This is a genomic window from Shinella agrisoli (assembly GCF_046557955.1).
Lineage (GTDB): Bacteria > Pseudomonadota > Alphaproteobacteria > Rhizobiales > Rhizobiaceae > Shinella.
This window is the reverse complement of the sequence record NZ_JBJIEP010000001.1, coordinates 288834-310396: the sequence shown is the minus strand read 5'-3', so window position 1 is coordinate 310396 and position 21563 is coordinate 288834. Positions and strand designations below refer to the sequence as shown.

Genomic DNA, 21563 nt, shown 5'->3' with positions numbered 1-21563 from the left:
GCAGGTCGCAGACAATGAGTGAAGCACCCGATCAAGAAAGCCGGCTGCGTGTGGCGGTCGACATCGGCGGCACTTTTACCGACGGTGTCGCCATGATGGAGCCCGCCGGGCGGATATGGGTGGCCAAGTCCCCCACGACGCCGGCCGATCCCGGGCAGGCCGTTTCGACCGTACTGGAGGATCTGCTGCACCAGGTGGACACGACGCTCGGAGAGGGGGCGGCCGACTTGCGCGAAGTCGTGCATGGCACGACGCTGATCACCAACACCCTCATCGAACGGAAGGGCGTGAAGACCGCCCTTGTGACCACGAAGGGAATGAGGGACGTCCTCAACATCGGACGCGAGTGGCGCTACGACATCTACGACCTCGACATCGAGTTGCCCAAGCCGCTGATCGAGGACGAACGCCGCGTCGAGGTCGATGCCCGCATGGACGCGCGCGGCGAGGAACTCGATGCCCTCGAGGACGGGGACCTCGATGCTCTCGTCCGCGAGCTTTCGCGGATCGACACGGATTCGATCGCGGTCTCGCTGCTGCACTCCTACATCAACACCGACCACGAAAAGCGCATCGGCGAGAAGCTTCGGGCCGCGCTGCCGGGAAAATCGATCTCTCTTTCGTCCGATCTCGCGCGCGAAATCAAGGAGTTCGAACGGACGTCGACCGTCGCGGCGAACGCCTACGTGAAGCCGATCGTCGAGGATTATCTGGAGGAGCTCGATTCGCGCATCGCCAGGGTGAAGCCGGGCACGCCGCTTCGCGTCATGGTCTCCAGCGGCGGGTTCTGTTCGGCGAAGACGGGCGCGGATTCCCCCATTCTCCTCCTCGAATCGGGACCTGCGGCCGGCGTGCTGTCGGCACTGAACACCGCGCAGCAGGTGGGCGTCGACAAGGTGCTTGCCTTCGACATGGGGGGCACCACCGCGAAAGCCTGCGTCGCGGTCGACGGGCAAGCACCGGTGACCCACAGCTTCGAATGCGCCCGCGTCGAGCGCTTCAAGCGCGGCTCCGGCTTGCCCATCCTCATCCCGAGCATCGAGCTTATCGAGATCGGCGCGGGCGGCGGCTCGATTGCGCACAGCAACCGGCTCGGCCTGCTCAATGTCGGTCCGGAATCGGCGGGCTCCGTTCCGGGCCCGGCCTGCTACGGCCGGGGAGGCACGGACGTCACGGTAACCGATGCCGACCTCCTGCTCGGCTACCTGAACGGAGAAAACTTTCTCGGCGGCTCGATGACGCTGAACAAGGCGGCGGCACAGGCCGCGGTGTCGCGCCTTGCCGAAGAGCTCGGCGTCTCCCCGCTCGACGCCACATGGGGCATCTGCAACATGGTGAACGAAAACATGGCGAGCGCCGCGCGGATCCATATCGCGGAAAACGGCTATGATCCGCGCGACTTCACCATGATCGCGACGGGAGGCGCCGGCCCTGTTCACGCTGTCGACGTGGCGCGAAAGCTGCGCATTCCCCGCGTGATCGTGCCGATCGCAGCCGGCGCCGGGTCGTGCCTCGGCATGCTTGCCGCGCCGCCGCGCATCGATCGCGCGTGGTCGAGGCCGCAGCTGCTCGCGGATATCGACTGGCCGGTCGTCGCGCAGAACCTCGAAGCGCTGCGCAAGGATGCGTCGAGCGAGTTGGAGGCCGCCGGTGCAACCACCGTTGAATGGACCGTCGGCGCGGAGATGCGCTACGAAGGACAAGGCGCGGAAATATCCGTGACGGTGCCCTATGCGGACCTGGCCGGCACGCCGGCCCGGACGTTGTTGGAAGCCTTCGAGGCGCAGTATGAGAAGTTGTACGGTCGACTGGTCCCGAATGCTGCCGCGCAGGTGATTACGTGGCGGCTGGTCGGGCGCGCGCCGAACAAGGCGCATGTCTTCGAGTGGGGCGATGACCGGCTCAAGGCAGTTCCCGCGGGCCGGCGCGAAATCTTCCTTCCCCTGCGAAAGCAGTTCGCCGAGGTTCCGGTCTACGACCGCTACTCGACGGCGCCGGGCACGACCCTGCAAGGGCCGCTGATCCTCGAAGAACGTGAATCCACCATCGTCGTCGCCGTCGCCGCTGATGTGGCGATCCTGAGCGATCTGACCGTCTCCGTAACAATCAAGGAATTCGATTGATATGAACACGATCGCACGCGTCAGGACGGCCTCGTCTGACCAGAAGCCGGCAGCCGAATCGAGATTCGACCCGATCGAACTCGAGATTCTCTGGAAACGGCTCATCAGTATCGTCGATGAAGCCTCTGCGGCTTTCGTCCGGACCTGCTTCTCGACCCTGGTTCGCGACGGCAACGATTTCGCGATCGTCCTCACCGACACCAAGGGGCGATCGCTGGCGCAGTCGACGATGAGCCTTCCCGGCTTCATCGGCTGCCTGCCCAACACCGTCCGGCATTTCCTCGAGAAGTACCCGGCCGAGACCATCCGCGAGGGCGATGTTTTCATCACGAACGACCCATGGAAGGGCTCGGGCCACGTACACGACGTTACGACCGCGACGCCCTTGTTCTACAAGGGCAAGCTGGTGGGATTTGCCGCGGTCGTCTCCCATCTGCCCGACATAGGCGGCAAGCTGCGCAGCAACAGCAGCCGCGAGATTTACGAGGAAGGCCTCCAGATCCCGATGATGAAGCTGCTCGACGAGGGCAGGCCCAATGATGTCCTTATCGAGATGATCACCCAGAACATCAGGGTCCCGGAGCAGGGAATGGGGGACATCTGGGCGCAGGTCGCGGGGTGCCGCACCATGGGAGAGCGCCTGAAGGGCCTGCTCGACGTCGTCGACCTCGATGAGCTGGGCGCCGAGGTGCGCCGCCGGTCCGAAATGGCGATGCGGGACGCCATCCGCAAGATTCCCGACGGCGTCTACCATTCGCAGGTCCAGCATGATGGATTTGAGGAACCCGTCGTCATCAAATGCGCGCTCACCGTCAAAGGGGACGAGATCGCGATTGACTACGCCGGGACGAGCCCGCAGCTTCCCTACGCGCTGAACGTCGTGCCGATCTATGCGTTCGCCTATACGGTCTATGGTATCAAGGCCGCCCTCTGCCCCGACATCCCGAACAACGAAGGCAGCTTCGTGCCGATCTCCACGAGCGCGCCCGAGGGCTCTCTGCTCAACCCGTCCTATCCTGCGGCTTCAGGTGGGCGCAGCGCGATCGGCCACCTGCTGCCGCACGCCGTCTTCCAGGCCTGGGCAGACGTGCTGCCGGATCGCATCTGGGCCGCGGGATCGCCCAACTCGTCGCTGACCATGTCCGGCGAATACCGGTCCAAGCGGTTCGCCGTCGTCAACTTTCTCAACGCGGGGCAGGGCGCCAACGCCAGGCGCGCGGGTTTTTCCGCAACGAGCTTTCCGGCCAACCTCGGCAATACTCCGGTGGAGATGATGGAAAGCCTGGCGCCCATCCGCGTCCTGCGCCGTGAACTGAGAAAGGGCAGCGGCGGTGCCGGCAGGAACAGGGGGGGCGACGGGCTGAGCTTCGAGTTCGAGGTCCTTCAGGATGCCTCCGACGTGATGACGTCCTTCCTGATGACGCAGTGCAAGTCGCCCACACACGGCCTGAACGGCGGCGGAAAGGGCGAGCCCGGTCAACTGCTTGTGAACGGCAAACGTGTCGATCCCACCTTGCCGCGTGTCCTCAGGGCCGGTGATCGTGTGCTGATGCAGACTGCCGGCGGCGGCGGCTACGGTGCAGCGTGAGGAAGGACGAAGAGATGACGAAGAACGCCGATATTTCCCGCATCGACCAGAACCATCGGCGCAGCCGCGCGGTTGTTCATAACGGCCTGGTCTTCACGGCTGGGCAGGTGCCGGACGATCTCTCGCTCGACATCGAAGGTCAGGCGCGGCAGGTGCTCGACAAGATCGACGCGCTTCTTGCCGAAGCGGGAACGGACAAGTCGCGCGCGCTTACGGCTCAGGTATGGTTGAGCAGCCGCGAGGATCTCGCGGCCTTCAATGCGATCTGGGACAGCTGGGTCACGCCGGATCACACGCCGGCCCGGATTTGCGGCCGCGTGGACATGAACAATCCGGCCTGCCGCGTCGAAATACAGGTCACCGCGGCAATTTGAAGGAAACTCCGGAGGTCTCCATCTCCGGGCAAGGCTAAAAATAAGAAAATATGGAACTAGGGAACGACAAAAATGGGAGAATATGATGTTGAACCGCAGATCATTTCTTGTGAAAACCGCCCAATTGTCGGCTCTGGCCGCCGTCGGGCTTCCCGCAATGGCTTCGGCCCAGGAAAAAACTGTCCCGTTCTCGCTTGATTTCCGGATCTACGGCGGGAACAGCCCGTTCTTTCTCGGCAACACGGCTGGGATATATAAGGAGCTGGGCTTCTCGGCCAATCTGGAGGGCGCGTCCGGCTCGGCCGAATCCATCCGCCGGCTTGCAACCGGAACGCACCAGTTCGGCTACGCCGATATCCAGACGCTGATCGAGTTCGCCGTCGCCAACCCGGATGCTACACCGAAGCTGATCCTGCCGATCCTGGATCACTCCCCTGCAAGCATCATGACGATCGGCGGGGAAACGATAAAGTCGCTTGCCGACCTCAAGGGCAAGAAGATCGGCGTTGCCGCAAACTCGGCGGCGACGAAGATCATGCCCGTGGTGCTCAAGCTTAACGACATCCCGGAGAACGAGATCGAGTTCACCGCCGTCGACGTCCGCATCCGCGACACCATGCTCCTCCAGCGGGAGGTCGACGGGGTCGTCGGATACGACTACACCTCGGTCTTCAACTTCATCGAGAATGGCGTGAAGCGCGAGGACATCAACATCCTCTACTTCGACCAGTTCGGCTTCGACTTCCCCGGCAACGCGTTGATCGCCAGCCAGAAGGTGATCGACGAAGACCCGGAGTTGTGCAAGGCCGTTGCCTTGGGGACGGCGCGTGCATGGCGCGCGACCTACAAGGACACGGAGGCGGCGATCGCCGCCACCATCGCACGCGAACCCCTTCTCAAGCCGGATGTCGAACTGCAGCGTATCAAGTTCATCCTGGAGACGCATGTCGAGACGGATTCGGTCAGGCAGAACGGTATCGGCCACCTCGATCCCGAGCGCATTTCCAAAGGGCTCAGGCTGATGGCGGAAGGCTTCGGCTGGGAGAAGGCCCCGGAGCTTGCGGACTTCTACGAGGCCGCTTTCCTGCCCGCTGCCGAGGAACTGAAAATCCTGAGTTGATCGCTCGCTTTCACGATGCTGCGCCAACCCCGTCGAGGCGGGGTGGCGCTTCCTGTTTTGAACGATGCACGTATCGGGTCGTGAGTTAGCGCTGGGCGCCCTTTCACGATCTCCTGTTCTCCCGTTCGCGGAGGATAGCCACCCGTGTCGCATGGTACATGGAGCCGAAGAATGAGCAATTTTGTGAAGCTGGAGGGTGTCGATCTACGATACGGGGGGAGCAACGGCGTACTTGCGCTTAACGGAACGGATATCGAGATCAATCGCGGGGAGTTCGCCGCGGTGGTCGGTCCGTCCGGCTGCGGAAAATCGTCCCTGATGAAGCTGGTGACGGGCCTCACCCCTCCGACGGCAGGCAAGATCACCGTCGCGGGGCAGGACGTCGTCGGGCCGCTCAAATGCGTCGGCATGGCGTTCCAGAATCCGACGCTGCTGCCCTGGCGCAAGCTTCTCTCCAACGTGATGCTTCCGCTCGAGATCGTGCAGCCGCATCGCCGCCGTCTCCCGGCTCATCGCCAGGAATATATCGAGAAGGCGAAAGGCCTGCTGAAGATGGTCAACCTGGACGGATTTGAAGAGCGGCACCCCTGGGAATTGTCCGGCGGCATGCAGCAGAGGGCCAATCTGTGCCGCGCACTCATCCACGAGCCGGACCTGTTGATGCTCGACGAGCCTTTCGGCGCACTCGATGCCTTCACCCGCGAGGAGCTGTGGGGTGTGCTTCAGGGCATATGGATGGAGAAGAAGTTCACGACCATCCTTGTCACCCACGATCTGCGTGAAGCCGCCTATCTCGCCGACGTGATCTATGTGATGAGCGCGCGGCCCGGTCGGGTCATCGCGACGCATCGCGTCGATCTGCCGAGGCCGAGGACGATCGAAACGACGTTCGAGCCGGCATTCCTGGAAATCGTTCACGCAATACGCAATCAGATCGCGCAGATCCGCGATGAGATCAAGGCCGCCTGATATGACGTCCTCCAAGAGCTATGTCCTCCATCTCGCCATGCCCTGGCTGGTGATCATCTTCGTCCTCGTCGCATGGGAAGGGGCCGTTTTCCTCTTCAAGGTGCCATCGTTCATCATGCCGTCTCCCATCGCGATCGTGCACGCCTTCGGAGAGTACCAGTCCATCATCCTGCACCACGCCACCCTCACCATGACGAACACCATGATCGGCTTCGGGCTGGGAGTGATCGTCGGGCTGCTGCTGGGCATTCTCATCGGTACGGTGCCGTTGGCCTATTCCGGCCTGTACCCGGTGCTGATCGGCTTCAATTCCGTGCCGAAGGTCGCCTTGGTGCCGATCATCGTCCTGTGGCTGGGCATCGGGCAGCCGACCGCCATCGCGACCGCCTTCGTCCTGTGCTTCTTCCCGATCGCGGTGAACGTGGCCACCGGCCTTTCGACGGTGGAGCCCGAGGTTGAGGATGTGCTGCGCTCGCTCGGCGCCAGCAAGCTCGATCTCATCAAGAAGATCGGTCTTCCGCGGGCGATGCCGTATTTCTTCGCGTCGCTGAAGATCTCGATCACCCTCGCATTCGTCGGCACCGTCATCGCCGAAACCATCGCGTCGAACGACGGCATCGGCTACCTGATGATGCAGGCTTCCTCCCAGTTCCGCGTCCCGCTCATGTTCGCCGGCGTTGCGGTCATCGCGGCCCTCGGCATCATCACCTATGTCGTCTTCGCGTTGATCGAACGGAGGATGACGAGGTGGGCCGTCCGCGGAAAACATTGAGCGCGACCTGGAGGCGGCGGTAGCGTCATGGAACCCGTATCGATGGCGATGGTCTTCGTGGCCATCGCAATCGGGGCCTTTCTCAAGGGGATCACCGGGCTGGGGCTACCTGTGGTGGCTCTCCCGGTGCTCAGCTACCTCTTGGGGCTCCCCCACGCGATCAGCGTGCTGATGTTGCCGATTCTGCTCACGAACCTGCACCAGTCCGTGCAGACGCGGACCGCATGGCGCGAGGCGACGTTCCTGTGGCCGGGCCTCGTGACGGGCGCCGTCGGCCTGAGCGTCGGCACCTGGATCCTCAATGTGATAGATCCGAACAAGCTCAACATCGGCCTCGGGCTGATGTTGTTCGTGTATATAGGCCTGCGGATATTCAGTCCACAGTTTGCGCTTGCGGACAGGTCGGCTTCCCGTCTCGCGCCGCTTGCAGGCTTCCTGGGGGGCTTCGCGCAGGGCTCCACCGGGCTTTGCGCCGCCGTCATCGTTCCCTTCCTGCAGTCGACCCGCATGAGCCGGACGGCCATCGTCTTCACGATTTCGTCCGTGTTCCTCATCTTCTCGATCGTCCAGTTCGTCACCTTCCTGATCGCGGGCCTCATCAAGTCGAGCTTCCTCGTCGAAGGCGTCCTTGCGCTGATCCCGGTCATGCTCTTCATGCCGCTGGGCGGCTGGATCAGCCCGAGACTTCCCAAGAAGATTTTCGACCGCGTCTTCCTGGTCGTTCTCGCCGTCGTGGCCATAGGGCTGATCGAAAAGGGCCTTTGAGGGCGCGCGGGTAAAGCGATGTGTGCCAGGCCTCGCCGATCGTGGTCCGGCGGATAAGCATTCCTTAACCAACCTTGGATAGGACGTCGTTAACGACCCGCCATGATGGCGGGCGCCTGCTAGCATCGGCCGTGCCAAAATGAAACCACTGCTCCCGGCATTCTCGCGCCGTCTCGGCGTTTTCACGGCATTGGCCTCCGTGGCGCTTTCCGTGCCTTCCCTCGCGCAGACCGTCTGGTCCGGCAGCGCGGACAACGAATTCAGCAACGGATCCAACTGGATACCTTCCCTGCCGGGCGCGGGCGATACGGCAGTCGTCGACACCGGCTCGCCGCAGGTGACGAACGACGTGACGATCGGCGCGCTGGATGTCGATGGCGGCGACGTCACCATCACCGATACGGGCACCCTGACCACGGCGAACGGGAGCACGATCAGTTCGGGCAGCGTCGGCATCAATGCCGGCGGGGTCATGAACTCGGATGTGAACCTGAACGGCGGCGCCCTTTCCGTCGACGGCGACCTCAACGGCCGCCTGATGCTCAATGCCGGGAACGTGACCGTCAACGGCACGCTCGACAGTGTCTTGGTCGGCAACGCCACGGCGCTCTCCAACAATGGAGAGGTCGACGGGGTCGATGTCTCCACGGGCGGGACGTTCGTCAACAATACCGGCGCCTCGGCCGGCGCGGTCACGAATGCCGGCACCGTATCCAACGCCGGGACGGTAGGCAGCCTGGCAAACACGGCAGGAAACTTCACCAACAACACCGGCGGAAGGGTGACGGGAAAGACGGTCATGACGGGCGGAACCGTCACGAACAATTTCGTCATCACCGACGCGGACGTCGCCGCCGCGGCCTCCTTCGTCAACAACAACGGCGCTTCGGCCGGCGCGATCAGGAACGCGGGCACGGCCTCCAATGCCGGAACGATCGCATCGCTCCGGAATGAAGCGGGGACGTTCACCAACAATTTCGGCGGCGAGGTGATCGGCGACACCACCGTCACCGGCGGCAGCGTCACGAACAATGCGACGCTCAATGCCGTCGAAGTCGGTGCCGGCGCTGTGTTCACGAATGCCAGCGGCGCCGTCGCGGGCGCCGTCACGAACGCGGGCAGCGCGTCGAATGCCGGTTCGCTGGCCTCCCTCACCAACACGGCCGGCACCTTCACCAACAATGCGGGCGGCCGGATTACCGGGGACACGATCGTCGTCGGCGGGACCGTTACCAACAATTTCGTCATCACCGACGCGGACGTCGCCGCGGCCGCGGCATTCGTCAACAACAGCGGGGCCGTCGCAGGCGCAATCCGCAATTCGGGCACCGTGACGAATGCGGGCGAGGTCGCCTCGCTCCAGAACGATGCCGGCACGTTCACGAACAACGGCGGCGGCACCGTCACCGGCCGGACGACGGTTGGCGGAGGCCGCGTCGTCAACAATGCGACGTTGGCGGACGTGGATGTCGGCGCCGCGGGCAGCTTCACCAACAACAGCGGCGCCACCGCCGGCACGGTCACGAACGCCGGCGAAGCCTCGAATGACGGGACGATCGCAGCCCTCGTGAACAGCGGGGGCACATTCTCCAACACCGGCACGATCGGTGGTTCCGCAACGGTCTCCGGCGGCTCGCTCGTCAACGACGGAACCGTCTCGGGAACGGTCGACGTCTATGGCGGCGGGCTTCTTGCCGGCAGCGGGATCGTCGGCGGGCTCGTCGTCGATTCCGGGGGCGTGCTCGCGCCCGGTCCGGGGATTGCGGCGCTCGGCGTCAGCGGCGACGTGACGTTCCGTACGGGTTCGACCTATCAGGTGGAGATCGACGCCGGCGGGCTCGCCGACAGGGTGGACGCGCTGGGCGCGGCGACGATCGACGGCGGTACGCTCGATATCCGGGCAGCGGCCGGCACCTACGATACGACGACCAGCTACACGATCCTGAATGCCGCCAGCATCTCCGGCACCTTCGACACGGTTTCAAGCCGGTTCGCCTTCCTGTCGCCGACGTTGACCTACGGCACGACCGCCATCGATCTTCGGCTGGATCGAAACGGCGTCCTGTTCTCCGATGTGGCCGAAACGGCAAACGGCCGCGCGACCGCGGCGGCCGTCGAAGCTCTGGGAGCGGGAAACCCGCTCTACGGCGCCGTGCTGTCGCTGGATGCCGGCACGGCGGGCAGTGCGTTCGCGCAACTGAGCGGCGAGGTCCACGCATCGCTCAAGAGCGGGCTGTTGTGGGAGAGCCGCTTCGTCCGCGAGGCTGTCCTCGAGGACATCGTCCGGGGCGCTGACCGGCAAACCGATGACGTGACGGTCTGGACCTCCGGCTTCCTCGCCTCGAATGCACTGTCGGGAGACGGCAACGCCGCGGGCATCGACAGCCAGGCCGCCGGCTTCGTGTTCGGGGCGGACGGGCCGGTTTCCGACCGGTGGCGCCTCGGCGGCATGCTGGGCTACAGCAACAGCGACCTATCGCAGGCAAGCACGGATTCCTATCACGCCGGTCTCTACGCCTTCGGCGGGATCGGCCCGGTGAACATAGCCGGCGGCGCCATCTACTCCCGCAACGATACCGAGTCGCGCCGGGACATCTCCTTCGGCACGTTCACCGATCGGCTGACCGTCGACTATGCCAGTGCGACGAGCCAGGTTTTCGCGGATTTCTCGGGGGCATTCGAGATCGATGCCGTCAAGCTCCAGCCTTTCGTCAACCTGGCCTATGTCAGCCTCGACACCGACGCCTTCCGGGAAAGCGGCGGCGCGGCCGCCTTGTCCGCAACCGGGCGGACGGACGCCATAGCGGCCTCCACGGTCGGCGTTCGCTGGTCCGCGGACCTGCCGACGGACGGCCTGCCCGTCGCCATATCCGGCATGGTCGGCTGGCGGCATATCGCCGGTGACGTGACGCCGTCCACGCGCCTCGCCTTCGCCGGCGGCGGGCCCTTCATCATCGAAGGCGTCGGAATGCCGCGCGACGCCGCGGTGGCACAGGTCGGCATTTCCGCAAAGCTTTCAAAGTCCGCCCGCCTGACATTCAGCTATTTCGGCGAGTTCGGCAGGGATTCGCGCTCCAGCAAGGCGCAGGCGAACCTCTCGGTGAACTTCTAGAACGCGGTCCATGGCTGCTGCCGGAACGGTCAGTAGAGCTTGGCGGGGATCCAGTCGGCGGTTGCCGCGTCGCTGGCGCTGAAGGCGGGCAGTTTTGCGGCGAGTTCCTCGATCGTCTTCACGCCGGCTTCCCGCAGGGCTGCCTGGGTGAGAAGCGCGGGCTTCACGAGGAGCTGGGCCGGCACGTCCTCCCCGGCGATCTTCAGAGCCGCGGCGCGGACCGAGACGGCGCCGACGACGGCGGGATTGGTCGCGACGGTCGCCACCCACGGGCTGCCTTCCTCGGTGATTTCCTGGATGTCGGCGGTCGAGACGTCCGCGGAATAGATCTTGATCCTGTCGGAAATCCCGAGGTCTGCGGCGGCGAGCTTCACGCCGCGGGCGAATTCGTCATAGGGCGCAAAGACGACGGTGATATCCGGATTGGCGGTAAGCGCGGCCTTCGCCTGGTCGGCCGTGCTCGTCGCGGTCGTGTCGCTTACCGTGCCGAAGCGGGCCTTCTCCACGACGCCGGGATTGTCGGCCTTGAATTTCTCCCAGACCTCGTTGCGGCGGTCGAGCGGTGCAAAGCCGGCGACATAGACGTAACCGGCATTGAAGGCGGTCCCGTTGTCCTTGGCGGCCTGTTCGAGGGCGAGGCGGGCGAGCTCGTGGTCGCTCTGCTCGATCTGCGGAATGGCCGGATTGTCGAGGTTTACGTCGAAGGCGACGACCTTGATGCCGGCGTCGAGCGCCTTCTGGGCGACGTCCGTCAGGGATTCCGGCTGGCCGTGGTCGATGATGATGCCCTCGACGCCGAGGTTGATCGCCTGCTCGACCTGGTCGCGTTGTTCGGCGGCGTTCTGCCGGCCGGGAAAGACGCGGAGATCGATGCCGAGCGCCTTTGCCTGCGCTTCCGCGCCGGCCTGGTAGGCCTGGAAGAAATCGCCTGCCGAGATGTAGGAGATGAGGGCCACCTTGACGCCGCCCTTGTCGAAGGGCGAGGGAGCGCCGGAAAGCCCTTCGGCAGATGCGCCCGAAAGACCGATGCCGGCGATGCCGAAAAATGCCGCCGCGCCCGCGGCCGTGAAAGTCCTGATCGCCTGTCGCATGTCATATCCCCCGAAAGGCCGCGCGGAACCTGTCTGCGGCCCCGCACTACACGGTCCGGAAATAATAAAATCTATAGAATATATTGATAATCATGCTCTTCCATTTGCGGCGGGCAAAGCGGAATAATTTGCTGCGGTCCTGTCTTTCGCTCGGAGAATGCGGCCGGTCCGGTCAGCCGCCGTATTCGATGATTTCCAGGCCGGCATTGTAATCGGTCGCGTAGATCAGGCCCTTCGCATCGACGAAGACGTCGGCCGACTGGATGACCCGCGGCCGGCCGGGGCGCTTGTCGAGCATGGCCTTCGGCGCGGCGGGCACCAGCGCGCCGGTCTCGACCGGGCGGTAAGGATCGGAAATGTCGAAGGCGCGGATGCCGGCATTCTGCCAGGTGGCGAAGACCAGCGTGTCCGAGACGAAGCTGCCCGGCCGGTTCTCGTGCAGGTTATGCGGGCCGAAGTGGCCGCCTTTCCGCGTGTAGTCGATCTCGTCCGGGGTCGGGAATGTCGCGATGCTGATCGGGTTCGACGGCTCGCGGATGTCGAAGACCCAGGTGTGCTTGCGCCCGTCCTCCTCGTTGTCCAGCACCGCCTCGTCGGCGACGACCAGCAGGCCGCGCTCGACGAGCGGCAGGGGTGAATGCGTGCCGCCGCCATAGGGCGGCGACCAGTTGTGGTGCTTGATGAGCTTCGGCGCCGCGTGGTCCTTGATGTCGAGCAGCGTCAGCCCGCCGTCGCGCCAGCAGGCATAGGCGGTATCGCCGTGGACGAGCGCGTGGTGCAGCGCATAGCGCTTGCCCTCGGGCGCCTGCGGGTGCTCGCCGGCCGCCTTGTTCATGCCGGGCAGCCACCAGCGGCCGACGAGCTCCGGCTTCGCGGGGTCCGCCATGTCGATCGTCACGAAGATGTAGTCGGTAAAGCCGTCGAGAAGCGCCGAGGCATAGGCATAGCGTCCCCCGACATACCAGAGCCGGTGGAAGCCGACGCCGTCCACGTCGAGCTGGCCGATCCTGCGCGGCCTGTCCGGTGTCGAGATGTCGTAGACCGTCATGCCCGCGGTCCAGGCCCGCTTCGTCTTTGCACCGGCGACCGTCTCACCGATTGATTTCGTGTAATAGGCCTTCTCGTCGGTGAAGGTCTCGACGTCCGCGAAGAGATCGAGCGCGTTGATGACCAGGAGCAGGTCGTCATGGGTTTGCAGATGGATGTTCCATGTATTCGCCGGCGCAGGCACGTAGGTCGTATCGCCCGGCCTCTTCGGGTCGCGCATGTCGACGATGGAAAAGCCCTGCGACCAGGGATGGGCGACATAGGCGAAGCCGCGATGGACCATGAGCTGCAAGCCGTCGCCGCGTCCGCCGATGTCGGAATGGCCGATCAGTTTCATGTTGCGGGCGAAATCGGGCGTCGGCAGGCTCATGGGTGTCTCCACTTGGTCGGGCGAAAGATCATCGGCGCGTCCGCGCCACGCCGTAGGTAAGGGCGAGCGCACCGACGAGCACGGCGCCCTTCACGAAATCCTGCGTGTAGTAGGGCGCGTTCAGCATGGTGAGGCCGTTGAGCAGCACGCCGACGAAGACCGCGCCGACGACGGTGCCGAAGACGTTGGGCCGGCGCAGGCCGAGCACGGCGAAGCCGATGAGGGCGGCCGCAACGGAATCCATCAGCAGCGAGGCGCCCGACGAGACGTCGCCGCGGCCGACGCGGGCGGCGACGATGATGCCGCCGAGCGCGGCGAGCGTGCCGGATATGACGTAGGCGAGGGCCTTCAGCCGGTCCGTCGGGCCGCCTGCGAGCCGCGTCGCCAGCTCGTTGCCGCCCGTCGCGAAGAGCAGGCGTCCGATGCGCGTGCGCTCGGTCAGGACGAAGAGCACGATCGCGACGGCCGCCATGATCAGGACGGGCACCGGCACGACGCCGAACAGGCTGGAGCGGCCGATCAGCAGGAAGAGCGGATCGTACCGGCCCGTTGCGGTCGAGCCGTCCGGCAGGATCAGGCCCGGCGAGATCGACCGGCCGGCCGTCGGGATCAGCTGAAGCCCGGTCAGCAGGAACATCATCGCGAGTGTCGCCAGCAGGTCCGGCACCTTGAGGCGAACGATCAGGAAGGCGTTGGCGAGGCCGACGGCGGCGCCGAACAGCAGGACGAGGGGAACGGTTGCGAAGGCGCCGAGCCCCCACACGATCATGATGTAGCTCGCGGCCATGACGCCCGAGGCCGCGACGGCCCCGATCGACAGGTCGAATCCGCCGACGGCGAGCGTAACGGTCACGCCGGCGCCCAATACGGCGACGACCGAGACGGCCTGGAGGATGCTCATCAGGTTGTTGATGTTGATGAAGGCCGGCTGGGCGATGGTGAAGCCGATCACCATCGAGAGGAGCAGGATGAAGACGGCGCCGGCGCGCAGCGCCTCGCGCAGGGTTTCGCCGCGTGCCGTCCCGCCGGTCCCCGCCGCGGTGTCGTCCCGTGCCGGTGTCATGATGCGAGATCCTCTTTGCGTTCCGGCGCCATGCCGCCGCGGATGGTGTGGCGGTCCATGACGAGCACGCGGTCCGCGACCTCGATCGCCTCTTCCGGATCGGAGGTGGCGATCAGGGTCGCGCGGTCGGTGCGGCTGCGGATGGCGCCGATGATGTCGTGGCGCGCGCCGACGTCGACGCCCTGGAACGGTTCGTCGAGCAGGAGCACCTTGCCGGGCTCGACTTCCCAGCGGGCGAGCACGACCTTCTGCTGGTTGCCGCCGGACAGGGTCCAGACGGACGCGGCCGGACCGGACGCCCTGATGCCGAGCCTTGCGATCGCATCCTCCGCCCGGGCGCGCTCCTTGCGCCGCCCGACGAGGCCGGAAGGATACCAGCGGGAAAGATGCGGCAGGCTGATCGTCGCGGCGATGGATTCGCCGGGCCAGCCCCCCGGCATCAGGGAGGCGCGGTGCCGGTCCTCGCCGGCCATCGCGACGCCGGCCTCGATCGCCTCGCGCGGGCTGGAAGGCGCATAGGGCCGGCCTTCCAGACGCATCGTGCCGCCCGCGAGCCGGCCGTGGCCGAAGATCGCCGACAAGAGCCGGCTCTTGCCGGCCCCGAGCACGCCGGTGATCGCGACGACCTCGCCGCGCCGCAAGGCCAGGTCGAACGGCTCGCTGCCGGCAAGCAGCCGGGCGCCGGAAAGCTCCAGGACGGGCCCGCCTTCGCCGCGCCGCGCATCCGGGCGGGCCGAGGCGAGCGGGCGGCCGATCATCGTCTCGATCGCCGCCGTGAAGTCGACCGGGCGGCCGAACGTCTGCACGATGCGCCCCCCGCGCAGCACGGCAACCCGGTCGGCCAGCGCTTCGAGATCGGCCGTGCGGTGGGAGATGTAGAGGATGGCGATGCCGCGGCTCTTCAGCTCGCGCAGGGTGCCGTAGAGCCTGCGCGACTCGACGGCGGACAGGCTTGCCGTCGGTTCGTCGAGGATGAGGAGCTCCGCCTTGTTGGCGAGCGCCCGGGCGATGGCGACGAGCTGGCGATCGGCCGCGGACAGCTCGGCGAAGTCGCGCTCGACCGGCAGCTCGAAGCCCGCCTCGCGCAGCATCGCCTCTGCCTCCCGGCGTACGCTGGCGCGGGAAACGAAAAAGGGCCGGCGCGGGTCGACGAAGCGGTTGAGCAGCAAGGCATCGCCGACGGTGAGCCCCGGGATTCCGACGAGATCCGTCGACTGGTGCACCGTCACGATGCCGCCGGCGGCGGCTTCGGAGGGTGTCGCCGCGATATAGGGACGCCCCTTGAACGTCACGGAGCCGGAATCGGCCGTCAGGATGCCCGACAGGATCTTGACGAAGGTCGATTTGCCCGCGCCGTTGGCGCCCATCAGCGCCACGATCTCGCCGCTGTCGATGGTCAGGGACATATCGACAAGCGCCCGCGTCGATCCGAACGATCGGGAAAGGGCTTGAGCTTCGAGCAGGGGCATGGGTGTTGGCCGGCTTGCGATCTTGCACCTATTTGCTTGTGTCGGACGCCGCGTCACAAGCACCGGCTTTGCGAAGTGCCGGCCGGGAAAAGAAAATTATTCCTGAGGAGGCCGCCGGGACGGGCGGTCTCAAAGGGCGGCCCACTCAAGCAAGAGGGGAACAGTATTCCGCTTTGAAATACGCAAAAAAGATAGAATTTCTGTCTTTGAGGGCCGCGAACGCTACGCTGGCCGTCGATAGCCAGGGTGGCCGGTCCTTGCGGTTCGATTACGGCGGCGGCGATGCCCGCTTCGGCCGGAAATGCTCTGGCACGGGCGGAATTGTCCGCGAGGTAGGATATGCCGAAGAAGCAACTGCATCTGGGGGCCTTCATGCGGCCGGTCAGCCTTCACACCGGCGCATGGCGCTATCCGGGTTCCTATCCGGACGCGAACTTCAATTTCCGCCATCTGAAGTCCTTCGCGCTGAGGCTGGAAGCGGCGAAGTTCGACGCGTTCTTCATGGCGGATCATCTCGCCGTGCTGAACATGCCGGTCGAGGCGCTGCGCCGCAGCCATACCGTCACCTCGTTCGAGCCCTTCACGCTCCTGTCGGCGCTCGCGGCGGTCACGGAGCGCATCGGTCTCGTGGCGACGGCATCGACGACCTTCGACCAGCCCTATCATATCGCCCGCCGCTTCGCCTCGCTCGATCACATCAGCGGCGGCCGGGCCGGATGGAACATCGTCACCACCGCCAACCCGGACGCGGCCCGAAACTTCGGGCTGGACGATCATCTGGAGCATGGCGAGCGCTATGTGCGGGCGCGCGAGTTCTTCGACGTGGTGACGGGCCTGTGGGACAGCTTTGCCGACGACGCCTTCATAAGGGACGTCGAAAGCGGAATCTTCTTCGACCCCGAGCGCCTGCATGTCCTTAACCATAAGGGCCCGCAGATCAAGGTGCGCGGGCCGCTCAACATCGCCCGGCCGCCTCAGGGATGGCCAGTCATCGTGCAGGCCGGCCAGTCCGAGCCCGGCAGGCAGCTGGCGGCGGAGACGGCCGAAGCCGTCTTCTGTTCGCCGCGCGATCTGGCTGCCGGCAAGGCCCTTTACGCCGACATCAAGGGCCGGCTCGCCGCCCTCGGCCGCCCGCGAGACAGCCTCAAGATCCTGCCGGCAGCGTTCGTTGTCATCGGGGATACGATCGAGGAGGCACGCGCCAAGCGCTTCAAGCTCGACAGCCTGGTGCACTATGAAAGCGCGATCGCATCGCTGTCCATCGCGCTCGGGCACGACGTGTCGGCTTTCGATCCCGATGCGCCTCTGCCTGCCATCCCAGAGACGAATGCCAGCAAATCGAGCCGGGCGCAGGTCTTGAAGCTCGCCGAGGAGGAAGGGCTGACCGTCCGGCAACTGGCGCAGCGTTACGGCGGATATGCCGGCCTTGCCTTTGTCGGAACGGCGCAAACCGTCGCCGACGAAATGGCGGCATGGCTGGACGGGGAGGGCTCCGACGGATTCAACGTCGTGTTCCCCTATTTGCCGCAGGGCCTCGACGATGTCGTGGGGAAGCTCGTGCCGGAGCTCCAGCGTCGAGGCCTTTTCAGGAAGGATTATGAAGGCACGACGCTGCGCGATCACCTGGGCCTGCCGCGGCCGGGCAACCGGTTCTTCGCATGACAGGCCGGAACCCGGCGCCGAAACTGAATCAGCATGCGAAGATTGCCCCGATACGGGAAATATTTTTCTTCTTAGTCCGATGTAGGCAGTTGAGTTGGTTTTTTCTTCTAATCCCCAGCGAATTTCGGTTGAGGTCGGGAAGGGGAAATAGTATATAAAAATTATAGGCTATTAACCCGGATGAGACGGAGCAGACAGGATGAGCCATTCCGCTTTGACGCCCGTGGTCGACATCCGCGGTGCTTCCAGCCAGTCGTGTTGCCCTTCGTTTTGCGCTGAATGTGATTCTTGAGCCCGCTGCGGGCGTTTCGGCAACAGGATTCGAAGTGCGACGTCATGAGCAAGCAAGTTATTGAATATGCGGGCGTGCCCGTCGGCATCGCGGTGCCCGAGGAGGGGCTGCTGCGCTTCATCGCCGTCAAGTTCCACGTCTTCGAGCTCGACCAGCGCCGGTTTGCGACGCTCGGCCAGCTCAACAGCGCGGTCCGTTCCCACCTGTCGTCGGGCGAAAGACTGGCGGCCTGACGGGCGAGCGGGCATTCATCGGGTATTGCCGGCGGGCGAGGCGGATGCGGCGAGCCTGCCTTGCCTGCGCAGATGGACGATCTGGAAAGTCAGGCCGACGATGAGGATGACGAGGAGACCGGCTTGCGCGCCGAGGAGAAGCGGCGAGTTCAGATCGGTGACGAAGGGATGGCCGTCCGGAACCCGGCGCAGGATTTCGGTGACGGTCGGCAACATCAGCAGGAACGCCGTCAGGCTGAGGAAGACCGTCTCGATATAGGTGCCCGCACGCCCGAGGCTCGGAATGAGACCGACGCCGTATCCGGCGAGCAGCAGCAGGATCGTTGCCGCACCAACCCCATAGCTCACCGGCTGATGCGCGACGAGGAACACCGTGACCGCGCCGATCATCATCGAGACGAAATAAGCGAGGCCGGGCGCCGACCGTGGGACGATCCTTCCGTGACGCGCAAACATGTAGATGGCCAGCGGAATGGCGGGCAAGCTGCCGAGCGTATGTACCCAGCCGAGCGGCGAGATTCCAAACATCTTGATCTCCGTTGTGTCGAGAGTGTTATCTACCTACTAATCGGTAGGTTTTCGTGGTGCAGTGAGCAAGCCTTGCTCGGCGCGGTTCAGGCGCCCGGCGCTGGAGTCACTGCGGTTTCAGTCTCTGCAGGGTCGGGCCGAGGATGGTGGCGAAGACAGCAGGCGTTCCGTAAGCGCGGGCCGATAGCATCGCGCCATGGACAGTCGCCATGAACGCTTCCGCCTCCACCCGTGCCGAACCGGAAACGGTCAAGGAGCCTCGCTGCTGGCCGCGTTCCATGACGGACGCCAGCCATGTCGAGAGAGACCGAAAGAATGCCCGCACCTCCGCGGCCACTTCGTTCGGAAGCGCCGGAAGCTCGCTGGCCAGCATTGCGCATACGCAGAACGGCAAGCTTGCATCTTCGATGCACCTGGCCCAATGGCCCGTGTAAGCCTGAATGAGCTCGAACGGTTCGGGCACGTTGCGCTCGAGCTCGGCCATCCCGGCTTCGGCATTTTCGCGGTAACGCAGCACAAGCGTCCGCACCAGATCCGCCTTGCTCGGGAAATGGTGATGGATGCTGGCCTTGCGTATTCCCACCACGGCTGCGATGTCCGCATAGCTGAATCCATTATAGCCGCCGGCCACGATCAGCTTTTGCGCCGAAGCCAGGATTTCTTCGGAAGTCGTCGAAAGATTGCTCATGACGTCTGTCTACCTTCTAGTAGGAAGATCGTCAAGGGCGTGGAGCCGGGCTGGGGAGAGGGCGCTCAGGCAATCTCGCCGAGATGCCGGCGGACCCATTCGGCCTCTTCGGAAGCCGTGCGCCGGAAGTGCCGCTTGAAGTCGCGGCTGAACTGGGCGGGGCTGGCATAGCCGATCGATGCCGCGACCTCGGCGATCGTCCTGTCCCGGCGCGCGATCATCAGCCGTGCCTCGTGGAGCCGCATGGCCTTCACGTATTGTATCGGCGTGCTGCCGGTCAAAGCCTTGAAATGGACGTGGTAGGAGGGGACGCTCATGCCCGCTTCGCTCGCCAGAGCGGCGACCGAGATCGGCGAACCGTAATTCTCGCGCAGCCGGGCGATGCTTTGCACGATCCTCCCCGAAGGCCCGCGCTGTTGCAGGGCCGCGATCATCGCGCCGCCTTGCGGGCCGACCAGCACCCGGTAATGCAGCTCGCGCAGGATGCCGGCGCCCAGGACCGCAAGCTCGACAGGATCGTGCAGCGTGCGCAGCAGCCTCAGCACGACATCCTCGATGGCCGGCTCCATTCTGCTCGACACCAGGCTTTTGACCCTGCCGGAGACCTCGCGGGCGCCTGCTTGCTCCACGATTTCGGCGGCCAGCCGCATGTCGAACTCGACATAGACGGCAAGAAGGGGGCGTTCGGGGCTCGCCACGGATTCCATCCGGAACGGAACCGGCACCGACACGGCCAGATAGTGCTCCTCGTCATAGAGGTAGACCTCGCCTTCAAGCATGCCCCGCTTGCGGCCCTGCAAGACGAAAACCGCGCCCGGCTTGTAGAGCACGGGAACGTCGTGAAGCACCGCCTCGGTCCTGAGGATGCGCACGCCAGGAAGCGGCGTCGGATTGTATCCCGGACGGGGAGCGAGATGGCCGGCCAGTTCCACGAGCTCGCGGCGCTTCGGCGGTTCTTTTTTCCTGTTCATAGGATCTGGCAAGAAATTCAGAGTTTCGGCAATCGATGCCTGCCTGCCTGAATAGTATCGGTCAAAGGCATCGAGCGATCAACAGGAGAACGCCAGCATGCCATCCAGGACCTTCTTCATCACCGGCGCGAATTCCGGCTTCGGCTTCGCAATCGCGGCGGCCGCAAGCCGCAAGGGCCACAAGGTCGTCGGCACCGTCCGCTCGCAGCGGTCGCGGGCCGATCTGGCGGAACGCCTGCCGGCGGTGCACCCGGTCCTGTGCGACGTGACGGAATTCGAGCGGATAGCCGAGGTCGTCCGGAAGGCCGAGGAGGATCATGGCCCGGTCGATGTGCTGATCAACAATGCCGGCTACGGCCACGAGGGGATCCTTGAGGAATCGCCCCTCGAAGAGATGCGGCGCCAGTTCGACGTGAACGTCTTCGGCGCAGTCGCGGTCGCCAAGGCCTTCCTGCCGCGCTTCCGCGAGAGGCGCCGCGGCTTCATCGTGAACGTGACCTCGATGGGCGGCATGATCACGATGCCCGGCATCGCCTATTACTGCGGAAGCAAGTTCGCCCTCCAGGGCATTTCCGAGGTCATGCGCGCGGAGATGGCGCCGTTCGGCGTGCATGTGACGGCGCTATGCCCCGGCTCCTTCCGGACGGACTGGGCCGGGCGCTCGATGGTCAGGACCGGGCGTTCTATCCCGGACTACGATGCGCTGTTCGATCCCATCCGGCAGGCGCGGCAGGCCAAAAGCGGCAAGCAGCTTGGCGATCCCGACCGGCTCGCGGCAGCCGTCCTGGACCTGATCGATTCCGATGACCCTCCGCCGCAGCTCCTGCTCGGCAGCGACGCTCTCCGGCTTGTGTCGGAGAGGATCGAACGCCTCGAGCAGGAGATCGAGGCATGGAAATCCGTTACCGTTTCGACCGACGGGTGACGGCGGCGGGCGGGCGGACCGCTTCCTCCCGCCGTGCGGCCCAGGCCAGCAGCGCATCGAGCGCCGGGCACAATGCCTGGCCCCATTCCGTCAGGCAATATTCCACCTTGGGCGGCACCTGGTGGTGGACGATACGGCGCACGATGCCGTCGCTCTCCATCTGGCGAAGCTGCTGGATCAGCATCTTCTGCGACACGGCCGGTATCGCCCGCTCGAGGTCGGAGAACCGCATGACGTTGCCGCCGAACAGGTGGAACAGGATGATCAGCTTCCACCGGCCTTCGAGCAGCTTCAGCACGTTTTCGACGCCTTCGGCCGCCGTCTCGCGCGTATGGCCCCGGGATTGCTTACCTTCAGGTGAGTACCTTACTTTTTTGTCCGTTCTTGTCATTTGTGCAGGG

Annotated in this window: 19 protein-coding genes; 11 read left to right on the top strand and 8 right to left on the bottom strand. The window is 64.9% G+C overall.

The window, feature by feature from the left end:
- Nucleotides 1-14 precede the first annotated feature (14 nt).
- From ACIIOY_RS01470 to ACIIOY_RS01435, 8 genes are all read left to right on the top strand, one after another.
- Complete coding sequence (locus ACIIOY_RS01470; protein ID WP_411032827.1) at nucleotides 15-2123, top strand: hydantoinase/oxoprolinase family protein; 2109 nt, start codon at nucleotides 15-17, stop codon at nucleotides 2121-2123.
- A 1-nt stretch (nucleotide 2124) separates the two neighbouring features.
- Entirely contained in the window at nucleotides 2125-3711 is a 1587-nt protein-coding gene (locus tag ACIIOY_RS01465; protein ID WP_411032826.1) for a hydantoinase B/oxoprolinase family protein, read from the top strand.
- A gap of 14 nt (nucleotides 3712-3725) precedes the next feature.
- Complete coding sequence (locus tag ACIIOY_RS01460) at nucleotides 3726-4085, top strand: RidA family protein (RefSeq protein ID WP_411032825.1); 360 nt, start codon at nucleotides 3726-3728, stop codon at nucleotides 4083-4085.
- Between the two features lie 157 nt (nucleotides 4086-4242).
- Nucleotides 4243-5205, top strand: a complete 963-nt coding sequence (locus tag ACIIOY_RS01455; protein ID WP_411032824.1) for an ABC transporter substrate-binding protein — start codon at nucleotides 4243-4245, stop codon at nucleotides 5203-5205.
- Between the two features lie 171 nt (nucleotides 5206-5376).
- The gene (locus ACIIOY_RS01450; RefSeq protein WP_411032823.1) at nucleotides 5377-6174 is read left to right on the top strand and encodes an ABC transporter ATP-binding protein; all 798 of its coding nucleotides are present in this window, start codon (nucleotides 5377-5379) and stop codon (nucleotides 6172-6174) included.
- 1 nt (nucleotide 6175) lies between these two features.
- A complete protein-coding gene (locus ACIIOY_RS01445) occupies nucleotides 6176-6946 on the top strand; it encodes an ABC transporter permease (RefSeq protein WP_411032822.1) in 771 nt (256 codons plus the stop codon).
- A 42-nt stretch (nucleotides 6947-6988) separates the two neighbouring features.
- On the top strand, nucleotides 6989-7711 hold the full coding sequence (locus tag ACIIOY_RS01440) for a sulfite exporter TauE/SafE family protein (RefSeq protein WP_411032821.1): 723 nt from the start codon (nucleotides 6989-6991) through the stop codon (nucleotides 7709-7711).
- A gap of 139 nt (nucleotides 7712-7850) precedes the next feature.
- Nucleotides 7851-10823 (top strand): autotransporter outer membrane beta-barrel domain-containing protein, encoded by a 2973-nt coding sequence (locus ACIIOY_RS01435; protein ID WP_411032820.1) that lies wholly within the window; start codon nucleotides 7851-7853, stop codon nucleotides 10821-10823.
- A gap of 29 nt (nucleotides 10824-10852) precedes the next feature.
- Here the strand turns inward: ACIIOY_RS01435 and ACIIOY_RS01430 are convergent, their stop codons facing one another.
- From ACIIOY_RS01430 to ACIIOY_RS01415, 4 genes are all read right to left on the bottom strand, one after another.
- Complete coding sequence (locus tag ACIIOY_RS01430) at nucleotides 10853-11914, bottom strand: substrate-binding domain-containing protein (RefSeq protein WP_411032819.1); 1062 nt, start codon at nucleotides 11912-11914, stop codon at nucleotides 10853-10855.
- A gap of 172 nt (nucleotides 11915-12086) precedes the next feature.
- A complete protein-coding gene (locus tag ACIIOY_RS01425; RefSeq protein WP_411032818.1) occupies nucleotides 12087-13331 on the bottom strand; it encodes an LVIVD repeat-containing protein in 1245 nt (414 codons plus the stop codon).
- A gap of 28 nt (nucleotides 13332-13359) precedes the next feature.
- Entirely contained in the window at nucleotides 13360-14394 is a 1035-nt protein-coding gene (locus ACIIOY_RS01420) for an ABC transporter permease (RefSeq protein WP_411032817.1), read from the bottom strand.
- Nucleotides 14391-15863: a sugar ABC transporter ATP-binding protein gene (locus ACIIOY_RS01415; protein WP_411032816.1), complete on the bottom strand. Its 1473-nt coding sequence runs from the start codon at nucleotides 15861-15863 to the stop codon at nucleotides 14391-14393. The genes ACIIOY_RS01420 and ACIIOY_RS01415 overlap by 4 nt, the downstream gene beginning before the upstream one ends.
- A gap of 339 nt (nucleotides 15864-16202) precedes the next feature.
- On the opposite strand from ACIIOY_RS01415, the gene ACIIOY_RS01410 reads away from it, so the two are divergent.
- Together ACIIOY_RS01410 and ACIIOY_RS01405 are read left to right on the top strand one after the other, a co-directional pair.
- Complete coding sequence (locus tag ACIIOY_RS01410) at nucleotides 16203-17525, top strand: LLM class flavin-dependent oxidoreductase (RefSeq protein ID WP_411032815.1); 1323 nt, start codon at nucleotides 16203-16205, stop codon at nucleotides 17523-17525.
- A 336-nt stretch (nucleotides 17526-17861) separates the two neighbouring features.
- Nucleotides 17862-18050 carry a hypothetical protein gene (locus ACIIOY_RS01405; RefSeq protein ID WP_411032814.1) on the top strand — a complete coding sequence of 63 codons (189 nt, stop codon included), beginning with the start codon at nucleotides 17862-17864 and terminating at the stop codon, nucleotides 18048-18050.
- Between the two features lie 15 nt (nucleotides 18051-18065).
- Here ACIIOY_RS01405 and ACIIOY_RS01400 read toward each other — a convergent pair whose 3' ends face one another.
- The 3 genes from ACIIOY_RS01400 to ACIIOY_RS01390 form a co-directional block, all read right to left on the bottom strand.
- Nucleotides 18066-18578: a hypothetical protein gene (locus ACIIOY_RS01400; protein ID WP_411032813.1), complete on the bottom strand. Its 513-nt coding sequence runs from the start codon at nucleotides 18576-18578 to the stop codon at nucleotides 18066-18068.
- Between the two features lie 106 nt (nucleotides 18579-18684).
- Nucleotides 18685-19266: a TetR/AcrR family transcriptional regulator gene (locus tag ACIIOY_RS01395; RefSeq protein ID WP_411032812.1), complete on the bottom strand. Its 582-nt coding sequence runs from the start codon at nucleotides 19264-19266 to the stop codon at nucleotides 18685-18687.
- A gap of 65 nt (nucleotides 19267-19331) precedes the next feature.
- Nucleotides 19332-20237 carry an AraC family transcriptional regulator gene (locus tag ACIIOY_RS01390; protein ID WP_411032811.1) on the bottom strand — a complete coding sequence of 302 codons (906 nt, stop codon included), beginning with the start codon at nucleotides 20235-20237 and terminating at the stop codon, nucleotides 19332-19334.
- Between the two features lie 97 nt (nucleotides 20238-20334).
- Here ACIIOY_RS01390 and ACIIOY_RS01385 point away from each other — a divergent pair, with 97 nt between their 5' ends.
- The gene (locus ACIIOY_RS01385) at nucleotides 20335-21162 is read left to right on the top strand and encodes an oxidoreductase (protein ID WP_411032810.1); all 828 of its coding nucleotides are present in this window, start codon (nucleotides 20335-20337) and stop codon (nucleotides 21160-21162) included.
- Here ACIIOY_RS01385 and ACIIOY_RS01380 read toward each other — a convergent pair.
- The gene (locus ACIIOY_RS01380; RefSeq protein ID WP_411032809.1) at nucleotides 21140-21553 is read right to left on the bottom strand and encodes a winged helix-turn-helix transcriptional regulator; all 414 of its coding nucleotides are present in this window, start codon (nucleotides 21551-21553) and stop codon (nucleotides 21140-21142) included. The genes ACIIOY_RS01385 and ACIIOY_RS01380 overlap by 23 nt on opposite strands.
- Nucleotides 21554-21563: the final 10 nt, after the last annotated feature.

Coding starts and splice junctions, on each gene's coding strand:
- ACIIOY_RS01470 (WP_411032827.1), top strand. CDS start 15: ATGAGTGAAGCACCCGATCAAGAAAGCCGGCTGCGTGTGGCGGTCGAC.
- ACIIOY_RS01465 (WP_411032826.1), top strand. CDS start 2,125: ATGAACACGATCGCACGCGTCAGGACGGCCTCGTCTGACCAGAAGCCG.
- ACIIOY_RS01460 (WP_411032825.1), top strand. CDS start 3,726: ATGACGAAGAACGCCGATATTTCCCGCATCGACCAGAACCATCGGCGC.
- ACIIOY_RS01455 (WP_411032824.1), top strand. CDS start 4,243: ATGGCTTCGGCCCAGGAAAAAACTGTCCCGTTCTCGCTTGATTTCCGG.
- ACIIOY_RS01450 (WP_411032823.1), top strand. CDS start 5,377: ATGAGCAATTTTGTGAAGCTGGAGGGTGTCGATCTACGATACGGGGGG.
- ACIIOY_RS01445 (WP_411032822.1), top strand. CDS start 6,176: ATGACGTCCTCCAAGAGCTATGTCCTCCATCTCGCCATGCCCTGGCTG.
- ACIIOY_RS01440 (WP_411032821.1), top strand. CDS start 6,989: ATGGCGATGGTCTTCGTGGCCATCGCAATCGGGGCCTTTCTCAAGGGG.
- ACIIOY_RS01435 (WP_411032820.1), top strand. CDS start 7,851: ATGAAACCACTGCTCCCGGCATTCTCGCGCCGTCTCGGCGTTTTCACG.
- ACIIOY_RS01430 (WP_411032819.1), bottom strand. CDS start 11,914: ATGCGACAGGCGATCAGGACTTTCACGGCCGCGGGCGCGGCGGCATTT.
- ACIIOY_RS01425 (WP_411032818.1), bottom strand. CDS start 13,331: ATGAGCCTGCCGACGCCCGATTTCGCCCGCAACATGAAACTGATCGGC.
- ACIIOY_RS01420 (WP_411032817.1), bottom strand. CDS start 14,394: ATGACACCGGCACGGGACGACACCGCGGCGGGGACCGGCGGGACGGCA.
- ACIIOY_RS01415 (WP_411032816.1), bottom strand. CDS start 15,863: ATGCCCCTGCTCGAAGCTCAAGCCCTTTCCCGATCGTTCGGATCGACG.
- ACIIOY_RS01410 (WP_411032815.1), top strand. CDS start 16,203: ATGCCGAAGAAGCAACTGCATCTGGGGGCCTTCATGCGGCCGGTCAGC.
- ACIIOY_RS01405 (WP_411032814.1), top strand. CDS start 17,862: ATGAGCAAGCAAGTTATTGAATATGCGGGCGTGCCCGTCGGCATCGCG.
- ACIIOY_RS01400 (WP_411032813.1), bottom strand. CDS start 18,578: ATGTTTGGAATCTCGCCGCTCGGCTGGGTACATACGCTCGGCAGCTTG.
- ACIIOY_RS01395 (WP_411032812.1), bottom strand. CDS start 19,266: ATGAGCAATCTTTCGACGACTTCCGAAGAAATCCTGGCTTCGGCGCAA.
- ACIIOY_RS01390 (WP_411032811.1), bottom strand. CDS start 20,237: ATGAACAGGAAAAAAGAACCGCCGAAGCGCCGCGAGCTCGTGGAACTG.
- ACIIOY_RS01385 (WP_411032810.1), top strand. CDS start 20,335: ATGCCATCCAGGACCTTCTTCATCACCGGCGCGAATTCCGGCTTCGGC.
- ACIIOY_RS01380 (WP_411032809.1), bottom strand. CDS start 21,553: ATGACAAGAACGGACAAAAAAGTAAGGTACTCACCTGAAGGTAAGCAA.